Source organism: Sphingomonas sp., assembly GCF_032114135.1.
In the GTDB taxonomy this organism is placed as follows: domain Bacteria; phylum Pseudomonadota; class Alphaproteobacteria; order Sphingomonadales; family Sphingomonadaceae; genus Sphingomonas.
In genome coordinates, this window is record NZ_DAMCTA010000001.1 from 537,321 (window position 1) to 562,252 (window position 24,932).

The 24,932-nt window shown below is 66.6% G+C and carries 23 protein-coding genes; 9 read left to right on the forward strand and 14 right to left on the reverse strand.

Going from position 1 to position 24,932, the window contains the following annotated elements; genetic code table 11:
- Window positions 1–108 precede the first annotated feature (108 nt).
- Together RT655_RS02625 and RT655_RS02630 are read left to right on the forward strand one after the other, a co-directional pair.
- A complete protein-coding gene (locus tag RT655_RS02625; protein WP_313534830.1) occupies window positions 109–1,266 on the forward strand; it encodes a bifunctional 2-C-methyl-D-erythritol 4-phosphate cytidylyltransferase/2-C-methyl-D-erythritol 2,4-cyclodiphosphate synthase in 1,158 nt (385 codons plus the stop codon).
- A gap of 40 nt (window positions 1,267–1,306) precedes the next feature.
- The gene (locus RT655_RS02630; RefSeq protein ID WP_313534831.1) at window positions 1,307–1,843 is read left to right on the forward strand and encodes a CinA family protein; all 537 of its coding nucleotides are present in this window, start codon (window positions 1,307–1,309) and stop codon (window positions 1,841–1,843) included.
- Here the strand turns inward: RT655_RS02630 and RT655_RS02635 are convergent.
- Window positions 1,768–2,265: a type II toxin-antitoxin system RatA family toxin gene (locus tag RT655_RS02635; RefSeq protein ID WP_313534832.1), complete on the reverse strand. Its 498-nt coding sequence runs from the start codon at window positions 2,263–2,265 to the stop codon at window positions 1,768–1,770. The two genes, RT655_RS02630 and RT655_RS02635, sit on opposite strands and share 76 nt — an antisense overlap.
- Window positions 2,265–3,197, reverse strand: a complete 933-nt coding sequence (lipA, locus tag RT655_RS02640; RefSeq protein WP_313534833.1) for a lipoyl synthase — start codon at window positions 3,195–3,197, stop codon at window positions 2,265–2,267. Before lipA ends, RT655_RS02635 begins: the two co-directional genes overlap by 1 nt.
- Before the next feature lie 130 nt (window positions 3,198–3,327).
- On the opposite strand from lipA, the gene RT655_RS02645 reads away from it, so the two are divergent.
- Window positions 3,328–3,957: a carbonic anhydrase gene (locus RT655_RS02645; RefSeq protein WP_313534834.1), complete on the forward strand. Its 630-nt coding sequence runs from the start codon at window positions 3,328–3,330 to the stop codon at window positions 3,955–3,957.
- Window positions 3,958–4,101: 144 nt separating this feature from the next.
- Here RT655_RS02645 and RT655_RS02650 read toward each other — a convergent pair whose 3' ends face one another.
- The 3 genes from RT655_RS02650 to aspS are packed head-to-tail and all read right to left on the reverse strand — an operon-like array spanning window position 4,102 to window position 7,722.
- Window positions 4,102–4,878 (reverse strand): polyphosphate kinase, encoded by a 777-nt coding sequence (locus RT655_RS02650; protein WP_313534835.1) that lies wholly within the window; start codon window positions 4,876–4,878, stop codon window positions 4,102–4,104.
- Window positions 4,879–4,886: 8 nt separating this feature from the next.
- Complete coding sequence (locus RT655_RS02655; RefSeq protein WP_313534836.1) at window positions 4,887–5,903, reverse strand: 2-hydroxyacid dehydrogenase; 1,017 nt, start codon at window positions 5,901–5,903, stop codon at window positions 4,887–4,889.
- A 16-nt stretch (window positions 5,904–5,919) separates the two neighbouring features.
- Window positions 5,920–7,722 (reverse strand): aspartate--tRNA ligase, encoded by a 1,803-nt coding sequence (gene aspS, locus RT655_RS02660; RefSeq protein WP_313534838.1) that lies wholly within the window; start codon window positions 7,720–7,722, stop codon window positions 5,920–5,922.
- A gap of 146 nt (window positions 7,723–7,868) precedes the next feature.
- Between aspS and rnd the strand changes: the two genes are divergently transcribed.
- Both rnd and RT655_RS02670 read left to right on the forward strand, forming a co-directional pair.
- On the forward strand, window positions 7,869–9,044 hold the full coding sequence (gene rnd, locus RT655_RS02665) for a ribonuclease D (protein WP_313534839.1): 1,176 nt from the start codon (window positions 7,869–7,871) through the stop codon (window positions 9,042–9,044).
- On the forward strand, window positions 9,041–9,331 hold the full coding sequence (locus tag RT655_RS02670; protein WP_313534840.1) for an I78 family peptidase inhibitor: 291 nt from the start codon (window positions 9,041–9,043) through the stop codon (window positions 9,329–9,331). Before rnd ends, RT655_RS02670 begins: the two co-directional genes overlap by 4 nt.
- 6 nt (window positions 9,332–9,337) lie before the next feature.
- Here RT655_RS02670 and RT655_RS02675 read toward each other — a convergent pair whose 3' ends face one another.
- Complete coding sequence (locus RT655_RS02675; protein ID WP_313534842.1) at window positions 9,338–10,711, reverse strand: deoxyribodipyrimidine photo-lyase; 1,374 nt, start codon at window positions 10,709–10,711, stop codon at window positions 9,338–9,340.
- A gap of 113 nt (window positions 10,712–10,824) precedes the next feature.
- On the opposite strand from RT655_RS02675, the gene RT655_RS02680 reads away from it, so the two are divergent.
- Window positions 10,825–11,706: a diacylglycerol kinase family protein gene (locus RT655_RS02680; RefSeq protein WP_313534843.1), complete on the forward strand. Its 882-nt coding sequence runs from the start codon at window positions 10,825–10,827 to the stop codon at window positions 11,704–11,706.
- Between the two features lie 113 nt (window positions 11,707–11,819).
- On the opposite strand, the gene RT655_RS02685 is transcribed toward RT655_RS02680, so the two are convergent.
- From RT655_RS02685 to dapA, 6 genes are all read right to left on the reverse strand, one after another.
- On the reverse strand, window positions 11,820–14,504 hold the full coding sequence (locus tag RT655_RS02685; protein WP_313534844.1) for a valine--tRNA ligase: 2,685 nt from the start codon (window positions 14,502–14,504) through the stop codon (window positions 11,820–11,822).
- Window positions 14,505–14,558: 54 nt separating this feature from the next.
- Window positions 14,559–14,912: a response regulator gene (locus RT655_RS02690; protein ID WP_313534845.1), complete on the reverse strand. Its 354-nt coding sequence runs from the start codon at window positions 14,910–14,912 to the stop codon at window positions 14,559–14,561.
- Between the two features lie 40 nt (window positions 14,913–14,952).
- Window positions 14,953–17,349: a response regulator gene (locus tag RT655_RS02695; protein ID WP_313534846.1), complete on the reverse strand. Its 2,397-nt coding sequence runs from the start codon at window positions 17,347–17,349 to the stop codon at window positions 14,953–14,955.
- Between the two features lie 74 nt (window positions 17,350–17,423).
- Entirely contained in the window at window positions 17,424–17,966 is a 543-nt protein-coding gene (locus RT655_RS02700) for a DUF2062 domain-containing protein (protein ID WP_313534847.1), read from the reverse strand.
- A 1-nt stretch (window position 17,967) separates the two neighbouring features.
- Window positions 17,968–18,450, reverse strand: coding sequence for an SsrA-binding protein SmpB (gene smpB / locus RT655_RS02705; RefSeq protein WP_141985574.1), 483 nt, complete (start codon window positions 18,448–18,450; stop codon window positions 17,968–17,970).
- A gap of 67 nt (window positions 18,451–18,517) precedes the next feature.
- On the reverse strand, window positions 18,518–19,399 hold the full coding sequence (dapA, locus tag RT655_RS02710; protein ID WP_313534848.1) for a 4-hydroxy-tetrahydrodipicolinate synthase: 882 nt from the start codon (window positions 19,397–19,399) through the stop codon (window positions 18,518–18,520).
- A 72-nt stretch (window positions 19,400–19,471) separates the two neighbouring features.
- On the opposite strand from dapA, the gene RT655_RS02715 reads away from it, so the two are divergent.
- From RT655_RS02715 to RT655_RS02725, 3 genes are all read left to right on the forward strand, one after another.
- Window positions 19,472–21,463 carry a transglycosylase SLT domain-containing protein gene (locus RT655_RS02715; RefSeq protein WP_409530256.1) on the forward strand — a complete coding sequence of 664 codons (1,992 nt, stop codon included), beginning with the start codon at window positions 19,472–19,474 and terminating at the stop codon, window positions 21,461–21,463.
- Window positions 21,464–21,478: 15 nt separating this feature from the next.
- Window positions 21,479–21,958 carry a transcription elongation factor GreB gene (greB, locus tag RT655_RS02720; RefSeq protein WP_313534850.1) on the forward strand — a complete coding sequence of 160 codons (480 nt, stop codon included), beginning with the start codon at window positions 21,479–21,481 and terminating at the stop codon, window positions 21,956–21,958.
- Window positions 21,959–22,073: 115 nt separating this feature from the next.
- Window positions 22,074–22,352: an acylphosphatase gene (locus RT655_RS02725; RefSeq protein WP_313534851.1), complete on the forward strand. Its 279-nt coding sequence runs from the start codon at window positions 22,074–22,076 to the stop codon at window positions 22,350–22,352.
- 10 nt (window positions 22,353–22,362) lie between these two features.
- On the opposite strand, the gene RT655_RS02730 is transcribed toward RT655_RS02725, so the two are convergent.
- The gene (locus RT655_RS02730) at window positions 22,363–23,028 is read right to left on the reverse strand and encodes a hypothetical protein (RefSeq protein WP_313534852.1); all 666 of its coding nucleotides are present in this window, start codon (window positions 23,026–23,028) and stop codon (window positions 22,363–22,365) included.
- 102 nt (window positions 23,029–23,130) lie between these two features.
- The gene (ettA, locus tag RT655_RS02735; RefSeq protein ID WP_313534853.1) at window positions 23,131–24,810 is read right to left on the reverse strand and encodes an energy-dependent translational throttle protein EttA; all 1,680 of its coding nucleotides are present in this window, start codon (window positions 24,808–24,810) and stop codon (window positions 23,131–23,133) included.
- Window positions 24,811–24,932: the final 122 nt, after the last annotated feature.

Consider the following 24,932-nt stretch of genomic DNA (forward strand, 5'->3'; position numbering starts at 1 on the left):
CCGGGGCCGGAAGGGCAAGGTCGCAGAAATCCGAGCGGGCCGTGACATAGCATTGCCCGGCCGGGGCAGGCCTACCCCTGCCCCGTAAACTCGGCTAGGCGCTCCGCCATGACCGCGTTCAGGACCGCCGCCATCCTCGTCGCCGCCGGCAGCGGCACCCGCGCCGGGGGCAGCGTGCCCAAGCAATATGCCCTGCTCGGCGGCAAGCCGCTGCTCGCCTATGCGCATCGGGCGCTCAGCAGCCACCCGAAGATCGACGCTGTGCTGACCGTTATCGGCACGGGCCAGGAAGCGCTGCTCGAAGCGGCGCTCGGTACCACCCCCGTCGTCACCGGCGGCGCCACACGGCGCGAGTCGGTGCGGCACGGGCTGGAGGCGTTGCTCGCCGGCGGCTTCACCCATGTCCTGATCCATGACGCCGCCCGGCCCTTTCTTCCTGCGCGGGTAATCGACGATCTACTGACCAGCCTCGGCACCAGCGGCGGCGCGATCCCCGCCCTTCCCCTTGCCGACACGCTGGTACGCGGCGAAGGCGAACTAATCGGCAACACCGTCCCGCGCGACGCCCTCTACCGCGTCCAGACCCCGCAGGCCTTCGCCTTCGACGCCATTCTAGAAGCGCACCGCCGCTGGCCCGCCGAGACGGAGGCGACCGACGACGCCCAGATGCTGCGCGCGATCGGTGGCCGGGTCGCGATCGTCCCCGGAGACCCGATGCTCGAAAAGATCACCCACCCCGCCGATTTCGCCGCCGCCGAAACCCGCCTCGCCGCCGCGATGCGCGTCCGCACCGCGACCGGGTACGACGTCCACCGCTTCGCCGAGGGCGAAGCGCTGTGGCTGGGCGGCGTGCGTATCCCGCACAACAAGGGCCTGTCGGGCCATAGCGATGCTGACGTGGCGCTCCACGCGATCACCGATGCGCTGCTCGGCACGATCGGTGCGGGCGATATCGGCATGCACTTCCCGCCCAGCGACCCGCAATGGCGCGGCGCGGCCTCGGCCCGCTTCCTCGAACATGCTGCGTCGCTGGTCGCAGCCGAGGGCGGCGTACTCGACTTCATCGACGTGACGCTGATCTGTGAGGCGCCCAAGATCGGCCCGCATCGCGAGGCGATCCGCGCCTCGATCGCGGCGATCCTTGGTCTCGATCCGAGACAGGTCAGCGTGAAGGCCACCACAACCGAGCGCCTGGGTTTCACCGGCCGCGGCGAGGGCATGGCGGCGCAGGCTGTCGCAACCGTACGCGTACCTGCAAGGAACTGACTCGTAACACCCATCATCCAGTGGCAAGGGGGCTGCCGTTATGGACACGATTCTTCCCACCGAGCTCGTAGAAGCCGCACGTAAGGTCATCGACGCGAACCGCGCCGCCGGTCGCCGCGTCGCCGTCGCCGAGAGCTGCACCGGCGGCCTGGTCTCCGCCGCGCTGACCGAACTGCCGGGTTCGTCCGACGTCTTCGACGCCGGCTTCGTCACCTATTCCAACGACGCCAAGATGGACGTGCTGAAGGTGAGCCTCGACGTGCTCGAGACCTTCGGCGCCGTTTCGATCGCGGTCGCCTGGAGCATGGCGCAGGGCGTGCTCGAGCGCACCAAGGCGGACGTCGCCGTCGCGATCACCGGGATTGCCGGTCCGGGCGGGGCGACCGAGAACAAGCCGGTCGGCACCGTCGTCTTCGCCCAGGCGATCCGCGGCGCCGATCCCAAGCACGTCGTCGCCGACGCGCGCCATTTCGAAAATAACGGCCGCGGCGGCATCCGCCTTCAGGCGGCGTTGTGCGCGCTCGACCTGTTGATGCCGTCGCCTGCGGTGCCGGTCGAAGAACCCGAAGCGGCGTAAAGCTTCGCCGCGCGCTCCTCAAAGGCACTAATCATCTTGCGGAGCGCGCGGTCGAACACCTGGCCGGCCAGCATCTCGAACACCCGGTTCTTGAACGCGAAGTCGACGCAGAAATCGACGTAACAGCCGCCCTGCCCGTCCGGCCGGAACTTCCAGTCGTTCGACAGGTGCTTGAGCGGCCCATCGACATATTCGACATGCACGGTCTCGGGCCGCGCCTTGGTGACGCGCGAGGTGAAGGTCTCGCGCAACCCTTTGAAGCCGACGATCATGTCCGCCACGACCTGGGTGTCGCTCGACGAGCGGACGCGCATCGCGCTCACCCAGGGCAGGAACTCGGGGTAGCGCGCGACATCGGCCACCAGATCGAACATCTGTTCCGGCGTGTAGGGGAGATGCCGGGTTTCGCTATGCTTGGGCATCAGGCCTTGGCGCTCGCCTTCGCCAGCTTGGCCTCGCGAGCCGCGCGCATCTCGGCGAAGTCCTCGCCGGCGTGATAGCTGGAGCGCGTGAGCGGGGTCGAGGCGACCTGCAGGAAGCCCTTGGCCCGGGCGATCGCACCATAGGCCTGGAAATTCTGCGGGGTCACGAATTCCTCGACCTTCGCATGCTTCGGCGTCGGCTGGAGATACTGGCCCATGGTCAGGAAATCGATGTCGGCCGAGCGCATATCGTCCATCACCTGGTGCACTTCCAAGCGCTGCTCGCCCAGGCCGAGCATGATGCCCGACTTGGTGAAGATCGACGGATCGAGGCGCTTCACCGTCTCCAGCAGCCGCAGCGAGGCATAATAGCGGGCACCCGGGCGGATCATCGGGTAGAGCCTGGGGACCGTCTCGAGATTGTGGTTGTACACGTCCGGCCGCGCCGCGACGATCGCCTCGATGGCGGCCTCGTGCTTGTTGCGGAAATCGGGAGTCAGGATCTCGATCGTCGTGGTCGGGCTCGCCTTGCGAATCGCCTCGATCACCTTGACGAACTGGCTGGCGCCGCCGTCCGGCAGATCGTCACGATCCACCGAGGTGATGACGATATGCTCCAGACCCATCTGCAGCGCCGCTTCGGCAACATGCTGGGGCTCCAGCGGATCGACCTTGCGCGGCATGCCGGTCTTGACGTTGCAGAAGCGGCAGGCGCGCGTGCAGACGTCGCCCAGGATCATCACCGTCGCGTGTTTCTTGGTCCAGCACTCGCCGATATTCGGACAGGCGGCTTCCTCGCACACGGTGACGAGGTTCTTGGAGCGCATCAGGGCGCGGGTCTTGGCAAACCCTTCCGAGGTCGGGGCCTTGACGCGGATCCAGTCGGGCTTGCGGACGCGCTCGGGGCGCGGCAGCGGAGTCTGCTCGTTCATGGGGGGCAGATAGAGCGCCCAGACGCGTTTCGCCAGTCCCGGAAATTGCGCATGACGTTGCACGGAGCGTAAGCGGACCGTGAACGTTGGGGCGGTCGACAAGTTCAAAAAGGATGGATAGGCGATTCCTATGGCTGGATTTGACGCACTCCTCGGCGGCTATCGCCGCTTCCGCAACGAAGGCTGGAGCACGCAGCGCGCGCGCTGGGCCGAACTTTCTGAGGGGCAGAGCCCCAAGGTGATGGTAATCGCCTGCTCGGATAGCCGAGTCGATCCGGCGCAGATCTTCGATACCTCGCCCGGCGAAATCTTCGTGGTGCGCAACGTCGCCAATCTGGTTCCCCCGTTCGAGATGGGCGGCGGCCGGCATGGCGTGTCGGCGGCGCTGGAGTTCGCCGTGACGCAGCTCGAAGTGCCCGAGATCGTGGTGATGGGCCATGGTGCCTGCGGCGGCGCGCATGCCGCGCTCACCCAGCGTTTCGCCGATGCCGAGAATGGCGAGGGCGGGTTCATCGCGCACTGGGTCGACATGCTGGACGGCGCACGCGAGAAGATCGTCGCCGAACATGGCGACGGCCCTGAGGCGGTGCGCGCGATGGAGCAGGAGACGGTCCGTGTCTCGATCCGTAACCTGCGCACCTTCCCCTTCGTCGCCGAGCGCGAGGCGGCAGGCAAGCTGACCATCCACGGCGCGTATTTCGCTATCGCCGACGGCGTGCTGCACGTGATGGGCGAAGACGGCACCTTCGCGGCGGCGTGACTTTCTAGATCCTCCCCGGCACGGGGAGGGGGACCATGCGCAGCATGGTGGAGGGGGGCGTCCACGAGGTTCATCGCCTGCGGAGATCCCCCTACACCACGCGGCTACGCCTCGCGGTCCCCCTCCCCGTGCCGGGGAGGATCTTTAGAACTTGCCCAGCGCCTCGGTGGCGACCTTCACCACTTCCGGGTCGAGCTCCGGCGGCACCATCGGCACATGCTTTTCCAGCTGCTCGGCGATCGCGGTCAGCGCCGCGATCCGGGCCGCCTTCTTGTTGTTGCCGTCGATCACCGTCCAGCGCGCGTGCGACGTATCGGTCTCGTGGAACATCTCGTGCATCGCATCGAGATAGTCCGCCCGGCGCGCCCGGTTGCGGAAATCGTCCATGCCGGTCTTCCACCGCTTCCACGGATGGGTCAGCCGGTCGCGCAGGCGCTTGTCCTGGGTCTTCTGCGTCACGTGCAGGAAGATCTTGATCAGCGTCGCGCCGTTGTTGACCTGCTGCGCCTCGAAATCGTTGATCTCGGCATAGCCGCGCCGCCAATCGCTCTCGCCGGCATAGCCCTCCACCCGCTCGACCAGCACCCGGCCATACCAAGTGCGATCGAACACGGCGATATTGTGCTGCGCCGGGAGTCGCTGCCAGAAGCGCCAGAGGAAGTGGTGGGCGAGTTCCTCTTGGGTCGGCGCCGAGATCGGCCAGACCTCATAGTAGCGCGGATCCCATTCGGCGGTGAGGCGCTTGATCACCCCGCCCTTCCCCGACGCATCCCAGCCCTCCAGCGCGATGATCGCGCGGCGCTTGTGGATGATGTGCGCGGTCTGGATATGGCTCACCCGCTTCTGGAGCTTGGCGAGCTCGGCTTCGTAATCGCCGTCAAAATGGTCGCCGGCCTCGTAGTCGGAAAGATCGATGGTCATGGGGCTGCTCAACGCGGTGCCGCGATCAAGGCTGCATCGACGCGATTGATGAGCGGTTGGCCGGCATCGAAATCGGCAATGCTGGCAAGCGTCGTCTCGGCGATCGCGGACAGCGCTTCTTCGGTGAGGAAGGCCTGATGGCCGGTGACGAGCACGTTCGGAAAGGTCAGCAGCCGCTGAAACTGGTCGTCGGCGATGATCTCGTTGGACAGATCCTCGAAGAACAGGTCGGCCTCCTGCTCGTAGACATCGAGCGCCACGGCGCGCACCTTGCGCGCCTTGAGTCCGTCGATCAGCGCCGCCGTGTCGATCAATGCCCCGCGGCTGGTGTTGACGATCACCAGCCCGTCCCGCGCCTCGGCGATCACCTGTGCATCAATCAGCCGATGCGTTTCCGGCGTCAGCGGGCAATGCAGCGTCACGATCTCGGCGGTGCGCAGCAGTTCGTCGCGCGGCACATAGCGGACGCCCATCGCTTCCAGTTCGGGGTCCGCACGGAGATCGCTCGCCAGTACGGTGCAGCCGAACCCCGCCCGCAGCGACCGAGCGACCAGCGCGCCGATCTTGCCGGTGCCGACCACGCCGACGGTGCGGCCATGGAGGTTGCGACCGATCAGCCCGTCGAGCGCGAAATTGTTTTCTCGCACCCGCGACCAGGCGCGCGGGATTTGCCGGTCGACCGCCAGCAGCAGACCGACGGTGAACTCGGCAACGGCATGCGGCGAATAGGCGGGCACCCGCACCACCGCGATGCCCAGCCGCTCCGCAGCGGCGAGATCGACATTGTTGAACCCGGCGCAGCGCAGCGCCACCAGCCGGACGCCGACCTTCGCCAGCGCTTCCAGCACCGTTCCGTCGACGCCGTCATTCACGAACACGCACACCGCCGCGTGCCCCGCCGCCAGCGTGGCGGTCAGCGCATCGAGGCGGGGTTCGAGGAAGGTCAGGTCATGCCCGAAGCGGGCATTGGCCTCGGATAGGAAGCGGCGGTCATAGGCCTTGGTGTTGAACACCGCGACGCGCATGACCGCCCCTCTCCGCTCAGCCGGCCTTGGGGCCGTCGACGCCCGGCGCCAGGCGGATGTGCAGCTCCTTGAGCTGCTTGTCGCTCACCGCCGAGGGCGCGTGCATCATCAAATCCTCGGCCTTCTGCGTCATCGGGAAGGCGATCACCTCGCGGATGTTCGGCTCGTCGGCGAGCAGCATCACGATGCGGTCGACACCCGGGGCCGAGCCGCCGTGCGGCGGGGCGCCGAACTTGAACGCGTTGATCATGCCCGCGAAGTTCGTGTCGACATCGGCCTGCGAATAGCCGGCGATCTCGAACGCCTTGTACATGATCTCGGGCTTGTGGTTCCGGATCGCGCCCGAGGACAGCTCGATGCCGTTGCAGACGATGTCGTACTGATAGGCGAGGATGTCGAGCGGGTTCTTGGTCTCCAGCGCCTCCAGTTCGCCCTGCGGCATCGAGAACGGATTGTGGCTGAAGTCGACCTTTTTCGCGTCCTCGTCATATTCGAACATCGGGAAGTCGACGATCCAGCAGAACTCGAAGCGCTTCTTGTCGATCAGCTCGAGCTGATCAGCGACGCGGGTCCGGGCGAGGCCGGCGAGCTTGGCGGCCTGGGCTTCCTTGCCTGCGGCGAAGAAGATGCCGTCGTTCGGGCCCAGGCCCATGGCTTCCGCCATCGCCTTCATGCCGTCCTGGCCATGGTTGTTGGCGATCGGACCACCGAACACGCCATCCTTCTGCGTCGCATAGCCGAGGCCCGGGAAGCCTTCGCTCTGCGCCCAGCTGTTCATGTCGTCGAAGAACTTGCGGCTCTTCTCGTGGGTGCCCGGCGCGGGGATGGCGCGGACGACGTCGCCGCCTTCCACGATCGAGGCGAAGCGGCCGAAGCCCGAGCCCTTGAAGAAGTCCGACACGTCGGTGATCACCAGCGGGTTGCGCAGGTCCGGCTTGTCGTTGCCGTACTTCAGCATCGATTCGCGGTACGGGATGCGCTTGAACGGCAGCGCGCTGACGCTGCGGCCCATGCCCTCCCAGTCGGCGAATTCCTCGAACACGCCGTGGAGCACCGGCTCGATCGCCGCGAACACGTCGTCCTGAGTGACGAAGCTCATCTCGAAATCGAGCTGGTAGAACTCACCCGGGCTGCGGTCGGCGCGGGCGTCCTCGTCGCGGAAGCAGGGCGCGATCTGGAAATATCGGTCGAAGCCGGCAACCATCAGCAGCTGCTTGAACATCTGCGGCGCCTGCGGCAGCGCGTAGAACTTGCCCGGATGGACACGGCTGGGAACGAGATAGTCGCGCGCGCCCTCGGGGCTCGACGCGGTGAGGATCGGCGTCTGGAACTCGGTGAAGCCCTGGTCGATCATCCGCCTACGTAGCGACGCGATCACGTTCGAGCGCAGCAGGATGTTCTTGTGGACCTTTTCGCGGCGCAGATCGAGATAGCGGTTCCGCAGGCGGATCTCTTCCGGATATTCCTGATCGCCGAACACCGGCATCGGCAGGTCGGCCGCAGCCGACTGGACGGTCACCTCGGCCGCGCGGACCTCGATCTCGCCGGTCGGCAAGTTCGGGTTCACCACGCTGCCGTCGCGCGCGACGACCGTGCCGGTGACGGTGATCACCGATTCGGAGCGCAGCGACTCGATCGCCTCGAAGGCCGGGCCGCTGGCATCGGTGACGATCTGGGTGATGCCATAATGGTCGCGCAGGTCGACGAAGACCAAGTCGCCATGGTCGCGCTTGCGGTGCACCCAGCCCGACAGGCGGACGGTTTGCCCGACGTCCGCGGAGCGTAGCTGGGCGCAGGTGTGCGTGCGATAGGCGTGCATGATGCGGTTCTTCTCACCTTGGCGTCTTCCCGCCACGCTTGGCGGTGCCGGTTCGGGCCGGCGCGACGATATTGAAACACTATGACCGCGCGCATTCCGGTCACACCCCACTTTTGTCAACCCGAAGACCGGTATATGGGCGTTGGATGCACATTCATGGTCTGATCGAAGACAGCGTCACCCTCGCCGAACTCTGCAAACGCCTCGCGAAGTCCGACTTCATCACGGTCGACACCGAGTTCATGCGCGAAAACAGCTACTGGCCAGAGCTCTGCCTGATCCAGGTGGCCAACGACAAGGAGGCCGCGGCGATCGATCCGATGGCCCCCGACCTCGACATGGGTCCTCTGCTCGAACTGATGGTCGACAACGAGGACGTCCTGAAGGTTTTCCACGCCGGCGGCCAGGACATCGAAATCGTCTACAACCTCACCGGCAAGACCCCGCACCCGATGTTCGACACCCAGATCGCCGCAATGGCGCTCGGCCAGGGCGAGCAGATCGGCTATTCCAACCTCGTCGACACCTATCTCGGCATCGTCGTCGACAAGGGCGCCCGCTTTACCGACTGGGCGCGCCGCCCGCTGGACAAGCGCCAGATCGACTATGCCATCGCCGACGTGACCCACCTTTCCGCAATCTTCCCCAAAATGCTGGAAAAGCTGCGCAAGTCGGGTCGCGGCGTATGGCTTAACCAGGAGATGGAGCGGATCTCGGATCCCGAGAATTACCGCAACGATCCCGACCAGGTATGGCAGCGCGTCCGCATCAACAGCCGCAAGCCCGAGGTGCTCGGCCGCCTGAAGGCACTCGCCCGGTGGCGCGAGCTGGAAGCGCAGGGCAAGGACCTGCCGCGCGGCCGCATCGTCAAGGACGAAACGCTGGCCGACATCGCCGCCAACCCGCCGCGCAAGCAGAGCGATCTCGCCAAGGTACGCGGTCTCTCCGCCGCCTGGGCGGGGAACGACATTGGCGGGCGGATGATGGCGGCGATCGCCGAGTCCAAGCCGATGCCCGCCGATGAGATGCCCGGCCGCGAGGAGCGCAAGCCGTCGCTGGGCAAGGACGGCGCGCTGGTCGCCGACCTGCTCAAGCTGCTGCTCAAGATCCGCGCGAAGGAAGTGAATGTAGCCCCCCGTTTGCTGGCGCGTTCTGAGGACCTCGAAGCGCTCGCCTCCGGAGTGCGCAAGGACCTGCCGATCCTCGAAGGCTGGCGCTACGAACAGTTCGGACGCGATGCGCTGGCGCTGGTGGAAGGCCAGCTGGGATTCGCGGTGCGCAACGGCAAGCTCAAGATGACCCGCGCGGAGGATCCGGCATGATCCGCGCTCTCACCCTTGTCGCATTGGCGGGCGCGGCTGCCGGCTGCGCGCCGCAGAAAAAGGCCGAGCCGCTACCGGCGATGGTCGAATGCGACGCCAACCGGGTGCAGGACCTCAAGAGCAAGCAGCGCTCGCCTGCGATCGAGGCCGATGCGCTGGCCCGTTCGGGCGCCAAGCGCGCGCGTTGGGTTGAGCCGGGCTCGGCGGTGACGATGGACTTCCGCGTCGACCGGCTCAACCTGCACGTCAACGCCGCCGGCGCCATCACCGACGCCCGCTGCGGCTGACCCTTTTCAGCGGACTGCCCGGCCCGCCGCGAGCGCGCGCTCCCGCGCCTCGCGGTGGTCGATGCGCTTGGGCGGATAGGCGGCCGGGCGGCATCCCGCCGCATCGGGATCGTGGATCGCGGCGTCGGGCAGCTTGGCGAGTTCGGGTACCCATTGCCGGATATAGCCTGCCGCATCGAACTTCTCGGACTGGGTGAGCGGCGCCATCACCCGGCTCCACTGGCTCGAATCGACGCCCGAGCCCGAGACCCATTGCCAGTTGACCGTGTTGTTGCCGTAATCGGCGTCGACCAGCGTGTCCCAGAACCAGCGCTCGCCCTCGCGCCAGTCGATCAGCAGATGCTTGATCAGGAAGCTGGCCGCGATCATCCGCACGCGATTGTGCATCCAGCCGGTTGCCCAGAGCTGGCGCATGCCCGCATCGACGATCGGATAGCCGGTCTGCCCGCGCTGCCAGGCGCGGAGGTCCGCCTTGGCCGCCTTGCCGGACCGCCATTCGAGCTTGTCGAAGGCGGGGCGACCGTTTTTCGTGGCATAATCGGGAAACTGGCAGATCAGGTTCTGGGTGAAATCGCGCCAGCCCAGTTCGCGCAGATACTCCTCCACCTGCCCGCCGGCATCCGCAACCGCATGCCAGACCTGCGCCGGCGAGACTTCGCCGAAGTGCAGGTGCGGCGAGAGGCGCGAGCTGCCCTCGATCGAGGGCAGGTTGCGCGTGTCGTCATAGCCGGCGGCGTGGTCCTCGAAGCGCCGCAGCCGCTTACCCGCCCCCGCCTCGCCCGGCGTCCATTCCTCGCGGAAACCCTCGGCCCAATCCGGTGCGGTCGGGAGCAGCCCCCAGTCCTCCAGTGAGTCGCTTTTCGGCCATTTGGACGGCGCACCGATCTTTTGCGGTACCCGCAGCGGCGCCGCCGGGGGCAAGCGCTCGCGCAGCGCGCGATAAAAGGGCGTGAAGATCTTGTAAGGCTTGCCCGCCCCGGTCGTCACCACGCCGGGGGGCAGCAGGTAATTGCCGTCGTGGCAGCACAGCGTCAGCTTCTGCGATACCGCGCGTTCCGCATTGCGCCACCAGGGTTCGTAATGGCGGATGCAGTGGACGGTCGTCGCGCCGGTTTCCTCGGCCAACCGCGCCAATTCCTCGTGGCTCTTGCCTCGGCGCAGGATCAATCGCGATCCTTTATCCCGCAGCGCGGCGTCCAGCGCTTCGAGGCTGTGGTGCAGCCACCAGCGCGAGGCGCCGCCCATCGCGCGGTGCTTCGCCATCTCGTCGTCGAGCACATAGACCGGGATCACCGTCCCCTCGGAGGCCGCGGCGACGAGCGCGGGTTGATCGGCAAGGCGGAGGTCGCGGCGAAACCACAGCAGCACGGGAGATGTCATAGGCGCACAAACGCGCAAGTTCAAAGTTGGGCCACCTGTCCGCTGGAACAGGAGGCATGGACCCGATCGGTGCGAGCGGGCGTTACGCTTCCGTCATCAATCGAGGGTCTCCCATGGCATTCAAATCGGCGGCGATGGTCGTCAACACCAAGTCCCGTCACGGCCAGGACTGGTTCGACCGCGCCTGCGCCCGCTTTGGCGAGCAGGACATGCCCGTCGACGCCCATGCCGTCGACGACCCCGATCGGCTGGAGAAGGTACTCGACGAAGTGCTGGCGAAGAAGCCCGAGCTGGTGATCCTGGGCGGTGGCGATGGCACGATCAGCGGGCTGGTCGACAAGCTGGTGGGCAAGGGCGTGACGCTGGGGGTGCTGCCGCTCGGCACCGCGAACAGCTTCGCGCGCTCGCTCGGCATCGCACTCGATGTCGACGGCGCGATAGACGCGATCCTGCAGGGGCGGCCGAAGCGGATCGACCTCGGCATGATCGACGACGATTATTACGCCAGCACCGCCGCGATCGGTCTCTCGCCGCAGATCGCCGAGACCGTGCCGCACAACGCCAAGCGCTGGTTCGGGCGGATGGGCTATCTCAGCTGGGCGGCGCTGCAGTTCGTCAAGTTCCGTCCGTTCACGGTGATCGTCGGCGAGGGTGCGAATGCGCAGCGCCTGCGCGCAGTCGAGGTGCGGATCTCGAACGGGCCGTTCCATGGGGGCACCGAACTGGTCGACGAGGCCGGCGTCGCCTCGGGCGAGATCGTCGTCCAGGTGGTGAAGGGCCCGACCAAGTCGCGGCTGGTGCGCAACTGGGCGGCGTCGGTGCTGCGGCTCGAAGCGCGCAAGGAGGACACAGTGACGTTCCGTGGCACGTCGCTGCGGGTGGCGACCGAGCCGTCGCTGCCGATCTCGATCGACGGCGAAGTGCTGGCCAAGACGCCGGTGACGGCCAAAGTCGCGCCGGCGGTGATAGAGGTGATGGTGCCGGTTTCCGACTAGGAAGCCCCCCTCACCCTCCCATCGCTAGCGCGTTGGGCCCCTCCCTCTCCCGCAGGCAGGAGAGGGAGGGAGCCGCAAAGCGGCGGAAGGGTGAGGGTGAGTCGGGCTGGAAATTACCCCAACCGCGCCAGCGCCGCCGATAGCCGCTCGGCCTCGGCCGCCTTCTCGGCATGATCCGCCCGCGCCTTCTCGACCGCCTCGGGCTTGGCCCGCTCGACGAAGCTCGGATTGCCGAGACGCCCGGCAAGCCCATCGCGCTCCTTCGCGGCCGCGGCAATCGCCTTGGTGAGGCGGGCACGCTCGGCCTCCAGATCGACCACATCGCCCAGCGGCATCACGAACGTCGCTTCGTCGACGACGAGTTGCAGCGCGCCGCCGGCCGGCGCATCGCCCTGCGCTTGGTCGACGCGACCAAGGCGGCCCAATGCCGCTTCCTGCCGCGCCAGACGCGCAACCGTCTCCGCCGACGCATCGCGGATGTGCAGCGCCAGACGCGCGCCCGGCGGCACGTTGAGCTCGGTCCGCGCCGCGCGGATCTCGTTCACCAGCCGGATCAGCCAGTCGATCTCCTGCGCCGCCGACGGATCGAGCGCCCGCGCATCCGCCATCGGCCACTTGGCGACGATCAGGTCGTGGTCGCGCGGGCCCATCTTCGACCACAGCTCTTCGGTGATGAAGGGCATGAACGGGTGGAGCATGACGAGGATCTGGTCGAGCGCCCAGCCGGCGACAGCGCGGGTCTCTTCCGCGTCCGCAGCAGCAACGCCCTCGCCCTGCAGCACCGGCTTGATCAGCTCGAGATACCAGTCGCAGAAGCGGCTCCAGACGAACTGGTAAATGCCGTTCGCCGCCTCGTCGAAGCGGAGATCGGCCAGCGCCAGATCCAGCGCCTGCACCGTCGCAATGGTTTCCGCGATAACCCAGCGGTTTACCGCCAGTTCTGCAGTCGGCGCCTCAAGATGCTTGCTCGCCGCGATGCCGTTGGCCTGGCAGAAGCGCGCGGCGTTCCACAGCTTGGTCGCGAAGTTGCGATAACCCTCGAGCCGCTTCTCATCCATCTTGATGTCGCGGCCCTGGCTTTCCATCGCCGCCATGAAGAAGCGCAACGCATCGGCGCCGTATTTGTCGATCATGCCGAGCGGATCGACCGTGTTGCCCTTGGACTTGGACATCTTCTGGCCGTCGGCCGCGCGGACAAGTCCGTGCAGATACAAGGTCTTGAACGGCACTTCCTTCATGAAGTGCAAACCCTGCATCATCATCCGCGCATCCCAGAAGAACAGGATGTCGAAGCCGGAAATGAGCACGTCGTTCGAGTAGCGACCGCCGAGCGTCGGGTCGCTATTCTCCGGCCAGCCGAGCGTCGCGAACGGCCACAGCGCCGAGGAGAACCAGGTGTCGAGCACGTCGGGATCGCGGGTGAGCGCAACGCCCTCGCCCGCCTGCGCCCGCGCCTCTTCCTCGGTCTCGGCGACATAGGCTTTGCCGTCCGCATCGAACCAGGCCGGGATGCGATGCCCCCACCAGAGCTGGCGGCTGACGCACCAGGGCTGGATGTTCTCCATCCAGTTGAAATAGGTCTTTTCCCAGCTCTTCGGCACGATCTTCGTCGCGCCCGAGCGGACCGCCTTGATCGCCGGCTTGGCGAGCGTCGCGGCATCGACATACCATTGGTCGGTCAGCCACGGCTCGATCACCTGGCCCGAACGATCGCCATAGGGCGTCTGGATGGTGCGCGGCTCGGCGTCGTGCTCGGCGCCTTCCTTGTCGATGAAGGGTACGAGGAAGCCCTCGTCCTTCAGCCGCGCGACAATCGCCTTGCGCGCCTCGAAGCGGTCGAGCCCGACCAGCTCGGCGGGCACCAGCCCGTCCTGGGTCTGGCAGATCGCCGCCTTGGCATCGAGCATGTTGAGCATCTCGCCGGCCTTGATGCCCGCGCGAACACCCACCTCGAAGTCGTTGAAATCATGCCCCGGCGTGATCTTCACCGCGCCCGAGCCGAGCGCCGGATCGGCATGCTCGTCGCCGACGATCGGGATCAGGCGGCCGGTGATCGGCAGCTTGACCTGTTTGCCGATCAGCGCCTTGTAGCGTTCGTCCTCGGGGTGCACGGCGACCGCCATGTCGGCCAGCATCGTCTCGGGCCGCGTCGTCGCGACCTGGATGAAGCCCGAGCCGTCCGCGAGCGGATAGCGCAGGTGCCAGAAATTGCCGCGGACTTCCTTGGTCTCGACCTCGAGGTCGGAGATCGCGGTGCCGAGGCCCGGATCCCAGTTCACCAGCCTTTTGTCGCGATAGAGCAGGCCCTGGCGGTGGAGCTCGACGAACACCTTGAGGACGGCCTTGGAGAAGCCCTCGTCCATGGTGAAGCGCTCGTTCGCCCAGTCCATCGAGCAGCCGAGCCGGCGCAGCTGGCCGGTGATCTGGCCGCCGCTCTCGGCCTTCCACTCCCACACCTTGTCGACGAACGCCTCGCGGGTGAAGTCGGTGCGCTTCTGCCCCGCGGCATTGAGCTGGCGCTCGACCACCATCTGCGTCGCGATGCCGGCATGGTCGGTGCCGACCACCCAGCGTGCGTCCTTGCCCTTCAGCCGCGCGTGGCGGACGAGGATGTCCTGCAGCGTGTTGTCGAGCGCGTGGCCGATGTGCAGGCTGCCCGTCACGTTGGGCGGCGGGTTGACGATCGTCCAGGGCTCGGCGCCCTTGCGCTCGGGGCGGAACAGGCCTTCGTCTTCCCAATGGGCGTACCAGCGGGATTCGATTTCGGCGGGGTCGAAGGTCTTGGGGAGTTCGGTCATGATGCAGGGGCTTTAGCGTCGCCCCTGCCCTGCGCACAACCCTTGGGCGCCTGCTCAGCTAAGGTTGCTGAGCACCTTGTCGACACGGTCCAGCGTGAACGGCTTGGACAGCACCGGGCGGTCGCGATGCGATTGCGCAATGCTGTCGTCGGCACCGCCGGTCGCGAGCACGAACGGGATGCCCAGCTCGGCGAGCCTGTCGGCGATCGGCCAGCTCTGCTCGCCGCCGCGCAAATTGACGTCGAGGATTGCCGCGTCGATACCGCCGGCGCCGATCCGGTCGAGCGCCTCGGCGACATTGTCGGCAGTGCCCGCGGGCACGCGGTCAAGCGCATCGAGGAAATCCTCGAGCATCATGGCGATCAACGGCTCGTCTTCGACGATGAGAATGTTACGCGGACCCTGCATGCTGCCCCCTTTGCAGGAAAAATTGTTTCGTGCCAAGCACTTATTTGGCCACCAGGATCTCCTGAACCGCTTCTGCAAGTTGTTGCACAGAAAAGGGTTTCGGGAGAAAGGCGACATTGTCGAGATCGATCGAGCGGCGCAATTGTTCCTCGGCATAGCCGGACATGAACAGGATCGGAAGGTCGGGCCAGCGCTCGCGGACCTTGCGTGCCATGCTGGGCCCATCCATCACCGGCATGACGACATCGGACACCAGCAGATCGGGCTTGTCCATCGTCTCGATCGTTTCAAGCGCGACTTCACCATTTTCGGCGGTGACCACCGAATAGCCCTGCCGGGTCAACGCGCGCTCGGCGATGGCGCGGACCATGTCCTCGTCCTCGACGACGAGGATGGTGCCGGTGCCCCAGAGATCGGCAGGCTTTTCCTTGATCACCGGCAGCTTGGCCACCGCCGCCTCGGGCGCGGTATGCACCGGAAGATAGATGGTGAACGATGCACCGCCCCCGCCCGGATTGTTCTCGGCAAAGATATACCCGCCCGACTGCTTGATGATGCCGTAGACCGTGGAAAGGCCCAGCCCCGTCCCCTTGCCCACTTCCTTGGTGGTGAAGAACGGCTCCCAGATCTTCGGAAGGATTTCGGGCGGAATGCCGGTGCCGGTGTCCGAAATGCGCAGCGCGGTATAGTCGCCCACGGGCAGCACGTCGTCGTCCATCCGCCGGACATCGGCGGAGGAGACCGCGAGCGTCTCGATCGTCAGCGACCCGCCGCCACTGGGATTCTTGCTGATCATCGAGTCGCGTGCGTTGACCGCGAGGTTGACCACTACCTGTTCGAGCTGCCCCGGATCGGCGCGCACCGGACCGAGGTTGCGACCATGCTTGACGTCGAGCGACACCGTCTCGCCGAGCAGCCGCTTGAGCAGGTTGGAAACCTCGGAGATGATGTCGGGCAGCTGCAGCACCTGCGGGCGCAGCGTCTGCTGGCGCGAGAAGGCAAGCAGCTGGCGGGTCAGGCTGGCAGCGCGATTCGAGTTGGCGCGGATCTGCTGGATATCGTCATAGTCGCTGTCGCCGGGCGAATGGCGCATGAGCATCAGGTCGCAGTGCCCGATGATCGCCGTCAGGATGTTGTTGAAGTCGTGCGCGACGCCGCCGGCGAGCTGGCCCACCGCCTGCATCTTGGTCGCCTGGGCGATCTGGCGCTTGAGCTTGCCCTCCTCGCCCGAGTCTCGCAGACTTAGCAGCACGGCCGCATCACCCAGCCCGCGCGCGCCGGCAATGGTGATCGCCACCGGCTCTTCCGCCGCATCCTTCAGCCGGACGGTGATCTCGAGCGACTGCGGCGCACCGCCGGCGAACCGCCGGACCGCGTCCGCCAGCGTCGCCTTGTCCTCGCGCACCACCAGATCGCCCGGATACAGCGGCGGGGCAGCGGGATGAACCCGCGCCGTGCGGACGAACGCATCGTTCATCGTCAGGAAGCGGCCATCGCGGTCGATCAGCGCGAGACCCGTGGGGAGCAGCGAGATCAGCGAATGCACATGCGCCGAGGCGCTGCCGGCAAGCGCCGGGCTGGCAATCGCGGTCGGCTCCTCATCGAGCAGCGCCACGAGCAGCGGAGCCTCGTCGCCTTCGAGGAACGGGATCTGCAGCACGCGGAGCGGCGTACCTTCCATGCCTTCCCGCTCGAATCGCACCTGGCCGATCGAGTCGGTGATGAGCAGCCTGGCGAAGTCGCGGCCATCGGTGATGGCATCGGCGCTGCCGAGCGCTCGGTAGCGGAACACGCGATTGGCCGAGCGGATACGGCCATCGGGCGCGACCAGCACTACCATCACCCCTGCCCCGCCCAGCCGATCGCCGGTCGGTCCCGCAAGCAGTCCCTGCACCTGCACGGCAAGATCGAGCGCGTGGATGCCGATGAAGCGCCACACCAGTGATTCGTCGCCGACGCGCACGACGCGCACCGCCACCTGCGCGCCGAATACCTGGATGTCGCTGCACCGGCTTTCGCCGTCGCGCCAAGCGGCACGGGCACAAGCGCCCAACGCGCGCTCGCCATCTTCGCCGATCGGCAGGCTGGGCGGGGTGGGCCACCCGCCGAACAGCGCCTCGTAGCGCGGATTGGCGCAAACCAGGCGGCCGCTGCGGTCGGTCACCGCCAGCGCATCGTCGCTCGCCGAGGCCAGCGCATGCGCGATTGCCCAGTCAGTATAGCGTTCGATGCTCGTGGTCGGCGATCGGAACAGCCGCCCCATCGCCAGCATCACCCCGGCTGCGAGCAACGCCGCGGCAAGAAAACCCATCGCGATGACGCGATCGTTGAGACTGGCGAGAATGACACCGGCCGCCGCGACGCCGGTTACCACCACTGCCGCGATCGGCAGCAGCAGCGACGGCTTGGGCAGTTCGGCGTCGGGCAGACTAGCCATGATTCACCGTTGTTCCGTCCCCGTCTCAGCGTCAAGCGCCGATCGCGTCCGTTCGGATGCCACCGTGCCCGAAATCAGACGCCCGTGCCGCGGTGCTGCAGCCTGCGCTTTCGCTTGCGGACGATCCACCAGCGCCACAGCAGACCGCTGCCGACATAGCCGAGCACGGCAAACGCCACCGCCAGCGTGACCAGTCCCGTCAGCAGCGCGGGACCGCCATGGTGCACCAGCCAGCCGAGCCAGGCCGCCGCATCCCCTTCGAATACGTCCCGCCCGACATGTACGCCCAGCATCCAGCTGCCGAGGCCATAGGCGGCGATCCACAGCGGCGGCGTCGTGAAGGGGTTGGTGAGAAAGGTTGTGGCGGCTGCGGCCGGGATGTTCGCCCGCAACGGGAGCGCGAGGATGGCGGAGGCCGGGATCTGCCCCATCGGCACCAGGATGCCGGTCAGCATGCCCAGCGCCACGCCCCGCGGCACCGAGCGGCGGGTGAAGCGCCACAGCGACGCATGCATCACCCGGCCCGCCACGGGCTTCAGCCAGCGATTGGTCGCAATCGACTCTCGGCTGGGGATCGCCTTGTCCGCCAGGCGACGCAGGCGGCCCGGCGCGGCCATCTCAGCCGCGGTCGCGGAGGATGCGCGACTGTTCGCGCTTCCAGTCGCGTTCCTTGATGGTCTCGCGCTTGTCATGCGTCTTCTTGCCCTTCGCCAGCGCGAGCTCGACCTTCGCACGCCCCTTGCCGTTGAAATAGACCGACAGCGGGACCAGCGTCATGCCCTCGCGGGCGACGGCACCGTGCAGCTTGTTGATCTGGCGCTCGTTGAGCAGCAGCTTGCGCGGGCGCTTGGGCTCGTGATTGAAGCGGTTGCCGTGGCTGAACTCGGGGATGTTGGCGTTGACCAGCCAAACCGCGTCGCTCTTGATCTCCGCATAGGCCTCGGCGATCGAACCCTCGCCGAAGCGCAGCGACTTCACCTCGGTGCCGGTGAGCACCAGGCCGGCCTCATAGACCTGCTCGATGAAATAGTCGAAACGCGCGCGCCGGTTCTCGGCGACGGTCTTTACCTTGTCGAATTCCTGGGGACGTGGACGGGCCATAAGACCGCGGGATGTAGGGACGGTCTGCCCGGAGCGCCAGCCGTTTGTTGGCGCTCCGGTTCGAAGTTCAGGCCAGCCCGGCGAACGCCAGTGCAGCGTCGACGGCCTTTCGGCTCGCTTCGCCCGCTTCGGTCATCGGCAGGCGCAATTCCTGCGGGAAGCCGGGACGCACCCGGCCCATCGCGTACTTCACCGGCCCCGGCGAGGCATCGGTGAACATGGCGATGTGCAGCGGATAGAGCTTGTCGTGGAGCGCCAGCGCCTTGGCGTGGTCGCCTGCGGCCCAGGCCGCCTGGAACTCGGCACACAGCTTCGGGGCGACGTTCGCCGTCACGGACACGCAGCCGACGCCCCCCATCGCGTTGAACGCCAGCGCGGTCTCGTCATTGCCCGAGAGTTGGACGAAGCCGGTGCCGCAGCCCGAGCGCTGCTCGGACACGCGGCTGAGGCTGCCGGTCGCGTCCTTCACGCCGACGAAGGTTTCCGGAAACGCTTGCACGATCCGCGCCATGGTGGCGGGCTGGATGTCGGTGACGGTGCGGCCGGGGACGTTGTAGAGCACGATCGGCAGGTCGGTCGCCTCGGCCACCGCGGCGAAGTGACGGAAAATGCCTTCCTGGCTTGGGCGGTTGTAATAAGGCGGCACCATAAGCGCCGCGTCGGCACCGGCGTCCTTTGCCGCCTGAACGTTGTCGATCGCCACCTTGGTGTCGTTCGAGCCGGCGCCGGCGAGGATCTTTGCCCGGCCTTTCGCCTGGTCGGCACAGACCCGTACGATGTGGAAATGCTCGTCCTTGGGCATGGTCGCGGCCTCGCCGGTGGTGCCGCAGGGCACCAGCGCCGACGAGCCTTCGGTAATCTGCCATTCGACGAGCGCGCGGAAATCCTCCTCCGCGAACGCGCCGTTACGGAACGGCGTGACGAGCGCAGGGATCGATCCAGAAAACATCGCGCGGAATCATCCTCTTTTTTCGGTAGAAACGGGGTGGCAGATACGGTGCGATCTCCTATCATGTCCAGCATGGTCGGTACGGTACTCAAAGGCGCGTTGGTGTTCGCCGGTGTTTCGGGACTGGCGGCCTCCTCGCAGGTGACCCCTGCGATGCTGGCGGCCTTGGCGGGTGGCTTCGTGCCGCAGGCGCAGGCCCAATATGATCCGGTGAGCACCGCGCTGGTCGAATGGAAGCGGCTGCAGCAGTCGGACAATTACGCCTTTTCCGATTATGCCAATTTCCTGCTCGCGCATCCCGGCTGGCCTGGCGAAAAGAGCCGCCGCGCGGCCGCCGAGACGATACTCGACAGCGGCGCGACCATGCCGGACCTCGCCGTCCGCTTCTTCACCCGCTTCCCGCCGATCACGCCTGCCGGCCGGCTGCGCTATGCCGAGGCGCTCGCCGCCACCGGCCGCCGCGCCGAGGCGGAGGACCAGGCACGCCGCGCCTGGCGCGCGGGCATCCTGCGCACCGCCGACGAGAGCAAGCTGCTCACGACCTTCGGCACCGCGCTCCGCCCCGCCGATCACGACGCGCGCGAGGACATGCTGCTCTGGCAGGGCGCGACCAGCATCGCGACGCGGCAACTTGTTTATACCTCACCCGAGCTTCGCCCGGTGTTCGATGCGCGCATCGCCTATCGCACCAACGCCTATGATGCGGTGACCAAGGCGAGCCTCGCCGATGCGCGCGGCGGCGCCGACCATGGCTATATCGCCGATCGCGCGCGCTGGCTGGGGCAGACCGGCCAGAGCCAGCTGATGCGCTCCTACCTTGCCCAACCGCGCCGCATGGCCGGTTTCCCGGGCGATCCGGAGAAATGGTACGAGGTGCTGCTTTCGGCCGCGCGCGGTGCGCTGGCGGACGGGCAATACGACTTGGCCTATCGCATCGCTTCGCAGGTCGATGACGCCTTCCCGTCGGGTACCGATGTCAGCGACCTCTCGCTCGGGGTGCGCGACGATTATACCAGCCTCACCTGGCTCGCCGGGACGGTGGCGATGTACAATCTGGGGCGGCCGAATGACGCGGTTGCCATGTTCGCCCGCTATGGACACGGCTCCAAGACGCCGGGCACCCAGTCGAAGGGGCTGTACTGGGCGGGGCGTGCCGCCGAAGCCGCGGGCAATGCGACCAGCGCGCGCACCTATTATGCCAGCGCCGGCGGCTTCCCCGACCTGTTCTACGGCCAGCTCGCCGTGGAGCGCTTGGGGCAGCCGCTCCGTGGTCCGCGCGACCTCACCGGCAAGACGGCGTCGCCCGGAGCGCGCGACGCTTTCTACCGCAGCGAGCTCGTCCGCGCCGCCCAACTGCTCGGCCAGATGGGCAACCGCAGTGACCAGAGCCTTTTCCTCCGCAAGATCGCCGAGGACGCGACGACCGAGGACGACCATCTCCTCGCCGCTGATCTCAGCCGTACGCTCGGCCGCCCGGACCTGGGGGTGATGGTCGGGCGGAGCGCGCTCCAGAACGGCCTGTCGGACTATAGCGCCGCGGGCTATCCGTCGGTGAAGGTGCCCGAGGGGCAGCGCGACTATTGGACGATCATCCACGCGATCGCCCGCCAGGAAAGCCAGTTCAACCGCGATGCGGTCAGCCGCGCTGGTGCCCGCGGGCTGATGCAGTTGATGCCCGGCACTGCGCGCGAGACCTCGCTCAAGATCGGCAGGAGCTACGATCCGGGCGCGCTCAATGCGGATACCGACTACAATATCGAGCTCGGCTCTAGCTACTTCCAGCGAATGCTGAACTATTACGGCGGCTGCTATCCGCTGGCGGTCGCCGCCTACAATGCCGGCCCCGGCAATGTGAACAAGTGGCTCAACGCCTATGGCGACCCGCGCCTTCCCGGCGGCGACATGGTCCGCTGGATCGAGCAGATCCCGATCTTCGAGACCAAGAACTATGTCCAGCGCGTGCTGGAAAACGCCGTCGTCTACGACCTGATGAACCCCTCCTATGCGCGCAGCAAGGGGACGGCGAACCTCAGCTGGTATCTGGGCAAGAGCCGGCCGGGCTGATAGCGCGGGCCGATCATGAACGATCGCCCCAACTATATCACCCCCGCCGGCTATGCCGCGCTTAAGGCCGAGTATGACCAGCTGTTCGGGCAGGAACGCCCCAAGCTGGTCGAGACCATCTCCTGGGCGGCGGGCAATGGCGATCGTTCGGAGAATGGCGACTATATCTACGGCCGCAAGCGGCTGCGCGAGATCGATCGGCGGCTGGGCTTCCTCGCCCGGCGGATGAAGGCAGCCAAGGTCGTCGATCCAAGCCGGCAGGAGGATCGCAGCGGCGTGTTCTTCGGCGCCTGCGTGACCATCGCCGACGAGGACGACAACCACCGCACGCTCACGCTGGTCGGCGACGACGAGGCCGATGCCGGCAAGGGGCTGGTCGGCTGGAACGCCCCGCTCGCCCGGGCGCTGCGCGGCGCGCGCATCGGCGACCTGCGCCGCGTCACGCTCCCCGCGGGCGAGCGCGAATATGAAGTGATAGCGATCACCTATCCCTGACGCGCCGGGGTCTGCCGGGTTTGCGGCGGACCGTTCCCCTGCCCCGCTTTCCATCTGTCCCAGACTGCTACAGATACTGGCGACCCGACAGTGCGGGCGTGTACAAAGGGAGCATATGGCGCAGCAGCGAATCCTGGTTTCGGGACGGGTACAGGGGGTCGGCTATCGCGACTGGGTGGTGCGGACCGCACAGCGCGGCGGGCTTACCGGTTGGGTGCGCAACCTGCGCGACGGGCGGGTCGAAATCCTCGCCGCCGGAGAAGACACCGCGCTCGGCCTTTTCGTCGAGGCCTGCCGTGAAGGTCCGCCGATGGCCCGGGTCGAGCATGTCGACAGCGAGGGGGTACCCGAGGACAAGCCCCACAAGGGCTTCACCAAGCGCTTCACCGCCTGATCCAAGCGGATCAGGGTTCGGCCAGCGCGCTGCAATCGCCGCCGAGACGCTGGCCGAACATTGGGGTTTCGGTGCCCAGTTCCGCCGCCGGGTTCTTGCCGATCAGGTAGCGGACGATGCGACCGTTGCCAGCATCGGCATCCACCAGCCAGGCATCCTGGGCATCGACCTTCGCACTGCCGACCACCTTGAGCGTGAAGCGCCCCAGCCCCTTGTCGTACTGGAAGAAGGGCAGCGCATAGGTCTGTCCCTCTGCCAGCGGCAATGCGGCGAAGGTCAAGCCCCAGAGATTGCCGTCCCACACAGCGCCGGGGGCCAAGACCTGCGTATCGGCATGGTCCGGCCGCGTTACCTGGATCGAGGCGCCATTGTAGCGGACGCGGACATGCTCCACCCCGTTGCGGCGGCTATCCATGCGCAGCGGCCGCAGGTCGCTACGCCGCACGACGAAATGGTCGCGCATGTCGAACCTGCCGTCGCCGACGCGCTGGTGGACGATGATATCCCAGACGGGGGTGCCGCCGTCCGTCGCGGCGCGGACGCGCTGCCAGGTCTGGCCGATCGGCTTGCCCTCGCGGGTCAGCGCATAGCAGGCGCTGCCTTCGCGGAGCCGGGAGCCGTCGGGCACCGCCGCCTCCGGCATCGGCATGGCGGCGATCAGCATCAGTGCAAGCATCCTACGGTCCCCTCTGGTCGAGAGCCGTACTATAGCAGCAACACACTGTAGAAAAGCAAGCGCCGGATCGAGCCTCTGGGGCTCGACCCGGCGCGTTCAGGCTCAGCGCGTCAGCTTCTTGTAGGCCAGCGCGGTCGGACGATCGGCGGCGTCGCCCAGGCGACGGCGCTTGTCTTCCTCATAGGCCTCGAAGTTACCCTCGAACCATTCGACATGGCTGTTGCCTTCGAAGGCGAGGATGTGGGTGGCGAGACGATCGAGGAAGAAGCGATCGTGGCTGATCACCACGGCGCAGCCCGCGAAATTCTCGATCGCCTCTTCCAGCGCGCCCAGCGTTTCCACGTCGAGATCGTTGGTCGGTTCGTCGAGCAGCAGCACGTTGCCGCCGCGCTTCAGCATCTTGGCGATTTTGACGCGGTTGCGCTCACCACCCGACAGCTTGCCGACGATCTTCTGCTGGTCCGCGCCCTTGAAGTTGAACGCACCGACATAGGCGCGCGTCGACTGGTCGTGGCCGTTGATCTTCATGTAATCGAGACCGTCGGAGATTTCCTGCCAGACGTTCTTGCTGTCGTCGAGGTGGTCGCGGCTCTGGTCGACATAGCCGAGGCGCACGGTCGAGCCGATGTCGATCTCGCCCGTGTCCGGCGTTTCCTGGCCGGTGATCAGCTTGAACAGCGTCGACTTACCCGCGCCGTTCGGCCCGATCACGCCGACGATGCCGCCCGGCGGCAGCATGAACGAGAGGTTCTCGAACAGCAGCTTGTCGCCGTACGCCTTGGAGATGTTCTTGGCCTCGATCACCTTGCCGCCCAGGCGCTCGGGCACCTGGATGACGATCTGGGCTTTGCCCGGCGTGCGGTTCTCCTGGCTGGCGACCAGCTGCTCGAACTTGGCGATACGCGCCTTGGACTTGGTCTGGCGGGCCTTGGCGCCCTGCCGGATCCAGGCGAGCTCGTCCTGGATCGCCTTCTGGCGACCGGAAGCCTCGCGGTCCTCCTGCTCCAGGCGCTTGCCCTTCTTTTCCAGGTAGGTCGAGTAATTGCCCTCGTACGGGAAGTACTTGCCGCGATCGATCTCGAGGATCCACTCGACCACATTGTCCAGGAAGTAGCGGTCGTGGGTGATCATCAGCACCGCGCCGGCATATTCCTTGAGGTGGTTTTCCAGCCAGTTGACGCTTTCGGCGTCGAGGTGGTTGGTCGGTTCGTCGAGCAGCAGGATCGACGGCTTCTGGATCAGCAGGCGGGTAAGCGCGATGCGGCGCTTTTCACCGCCCGACAGGTTCTCGACCGGCCAGTCCGACGGCGGGCAGCGCAGCGCTTCCATCGCGATTTCGAGCTGGTTGTCGAGGCTCCAGCCATCGACCGCGTCGATCTTGGCCTGGAGATCGCCCATCTCCTCCATCAGCGCGTCGAAATCGGTGTCATCCTTGGGATCGCCCATCTCGGCCGAAATGGCGTTGAAGCGATCGACCATGTCCGCCGTCTCGCGCGCGCCGTCCTTGACGTTCTCGAGCACGCTTTTGGTCGGGTCAAGCTGCGGCTCCTGCGGCAGATAGCCGACGGTGATGTTCTCGCCCGGCCATGCCTCGCCGGCGAAATCCTTGTCGATGCCGGCCATGATCTTCATGAGCGTCGACTTGCCTGCACCGTTGGGGCCGACGATGCCGATCTTGGCGCCCTGGTAGAATTGCAGGTTGATGTTGTTGAGCACCGGCTTGGGGGCGCCGGGGAAGGTTTTGGTCATGTCCTTCATGACGAAGGCGTACTGCGCAGCCACGGTGGCGGATCTCCGTTGCGAGAATTCTGGATGCTGGAAAGACGCGTGGCATGTAGCGATGCGGGCGCGGATTGGCAACGCGGGGCAATGCGCCGGCTTGGGTCATCTTCTAAGCCCCTCCC

Coding starts and splice junctions, on each gene's coding strand:
- RT655_RS02625 (WP_313534830.1), top strand. CDS start 109: ATGACCGCGTTCAGGACCGCCGCCATCCTCGTCGCCGCCGGCAGCGGC.
- RT655_RS02630 (WP_313534831.1), top strand. CDS start 1,307: ATGGACACGATTCTTCCCACCGAGCTCGTAGAAGCCGCACGTAAGGTC.
- RT655_RS02635 (WP_313534832.1), bottom strand. CDS start 2,265: ATGCCCAAGCATAGCGAAACCCGGCATCTCCCCTACACGCCGGAACAG.
- lipA (WP_313534833.1), bottom strand. CDS start 3,197: ATGAACGAGCAGACTCCGCTGCCGCGCCCCGAGCGCGTCCGCAAGCCC.
- RT655_RS02645 (WP_313534834.1), top strand. CDS start 3,328: ATGGCTGGATTTGACGCACTCCTCGGCGGCTATCGCCGCTTCCGCAAC.
- RT655_RS02650 (WP_313534835.1), bottom strand. CDS start 4,878: ATGACCATCGATCTTTCCGACTACGAGGCCGGCGACCATTTTGACGGC.
- RT655_RS02655 (WP_313534836.1), bottom strand. CDS start 5,903: ATGCGCGTCGCGGTGTTCAACACCAAGGCCTATGACCGCCGCTTCCTA.
- aspS (WP_313534838.1), bottom strand. CDS start 7,722: ATGCACGCCTATCGCACGCACACCTGCGCCCAGCTACGCTCCGCGGAC.
- rnd (WP_313534839.1), top strand. CDS start 7,869: ATGCACATTCATGGTCTGATCGAAGACAGCGTCACCCTCGCCGAACTC.
- RT655_RS02670 (WP_313534840.1), top strand. CDS start 9,041: ATGATCCGCGCTCTCACCCTTGTCGCATTGGCGGGCGCGGCTGCCGGC.
- RT655_RS02675 (WP_313534842.1), bottom strand. CDS start 10,711: ATGACATCTCCCGTGCTGCTGTGGTTTCGCCGCGACCTCCGCCTTGCC.
- RT655_RS02680 (WP_313534843.1), top strand. CDS start 10,825: ATGGCATTCAAATCGGCGGCGATGGTCGTCAACACCAAGTCCCGTCAC.
- RT655_RS02685 (WP_313534844.1), bottom strand. CDS start 14,504: ATGACCGAACTCCCCAAGACCTTCGACCCCGCCGAAATCGAATCCCGC.
- RT655_RS02690 (WP_313534845.1), bottom strand. CDS start 14,912: ATGCAGGGTCCGCGTAACATTCTCATCGTCGAAGACGAGCCGTTGATC.
- RT655_RS02695 (WP_313534846.1), bottom strand. CDS start 17,349: ATGGCTAGTCTGCCCGACGCCGAACTGCCCAAGCCGTCGCTGCTGCTG.
- RT655_RS02700 (WP_313534847.1), bottom strand. CDS start 17,966: ATGGCCGCGCCGGGCCGCCTGCGTCGCCTGGCGGACAAGGCGATCCCC.
- smpB (WP_141985574.1), bottom strand. CDS start 18,450: ATGGCCCGTCCACGTCCCCAGGAATTCGACAAGGTAAAGACCGTCGCC.
- dapA (WP_313534848.1), bottom strand. CDS start 19,399: ATGTTTTCTGGATCGATCCCTGCGCTCGTCACGCCGTTCCGTAACGGC.
- RT655_RS02715 (WP_409530256.1), top strand. CDS start 19,472: ATGGTCGGTACGGTACTCAAAGGCGCGTTGGTGTTCGCCGGTGTTTCG.
- greB (WP_313534850.1), top strand. CDS start 21,479: ATGAACGATCGCCCCAACTATATCACCCCCGCCGGCTATGCCGCGCTT.
- RT655_RS02725 (WP_313534851.1), top strand. CDS start 22,074: ATGGCGCAGCAGCGAATCCTGGTTTCGGGACGGGTACAGGGGGTCGGC.
- RT655_RS02730 (WP_313534852.1), bottom strand. CDS start 23,028: ATGCTTGCACTGATGCTGATCGCCGCCATGCCGATGCCGGAGGCGGCG.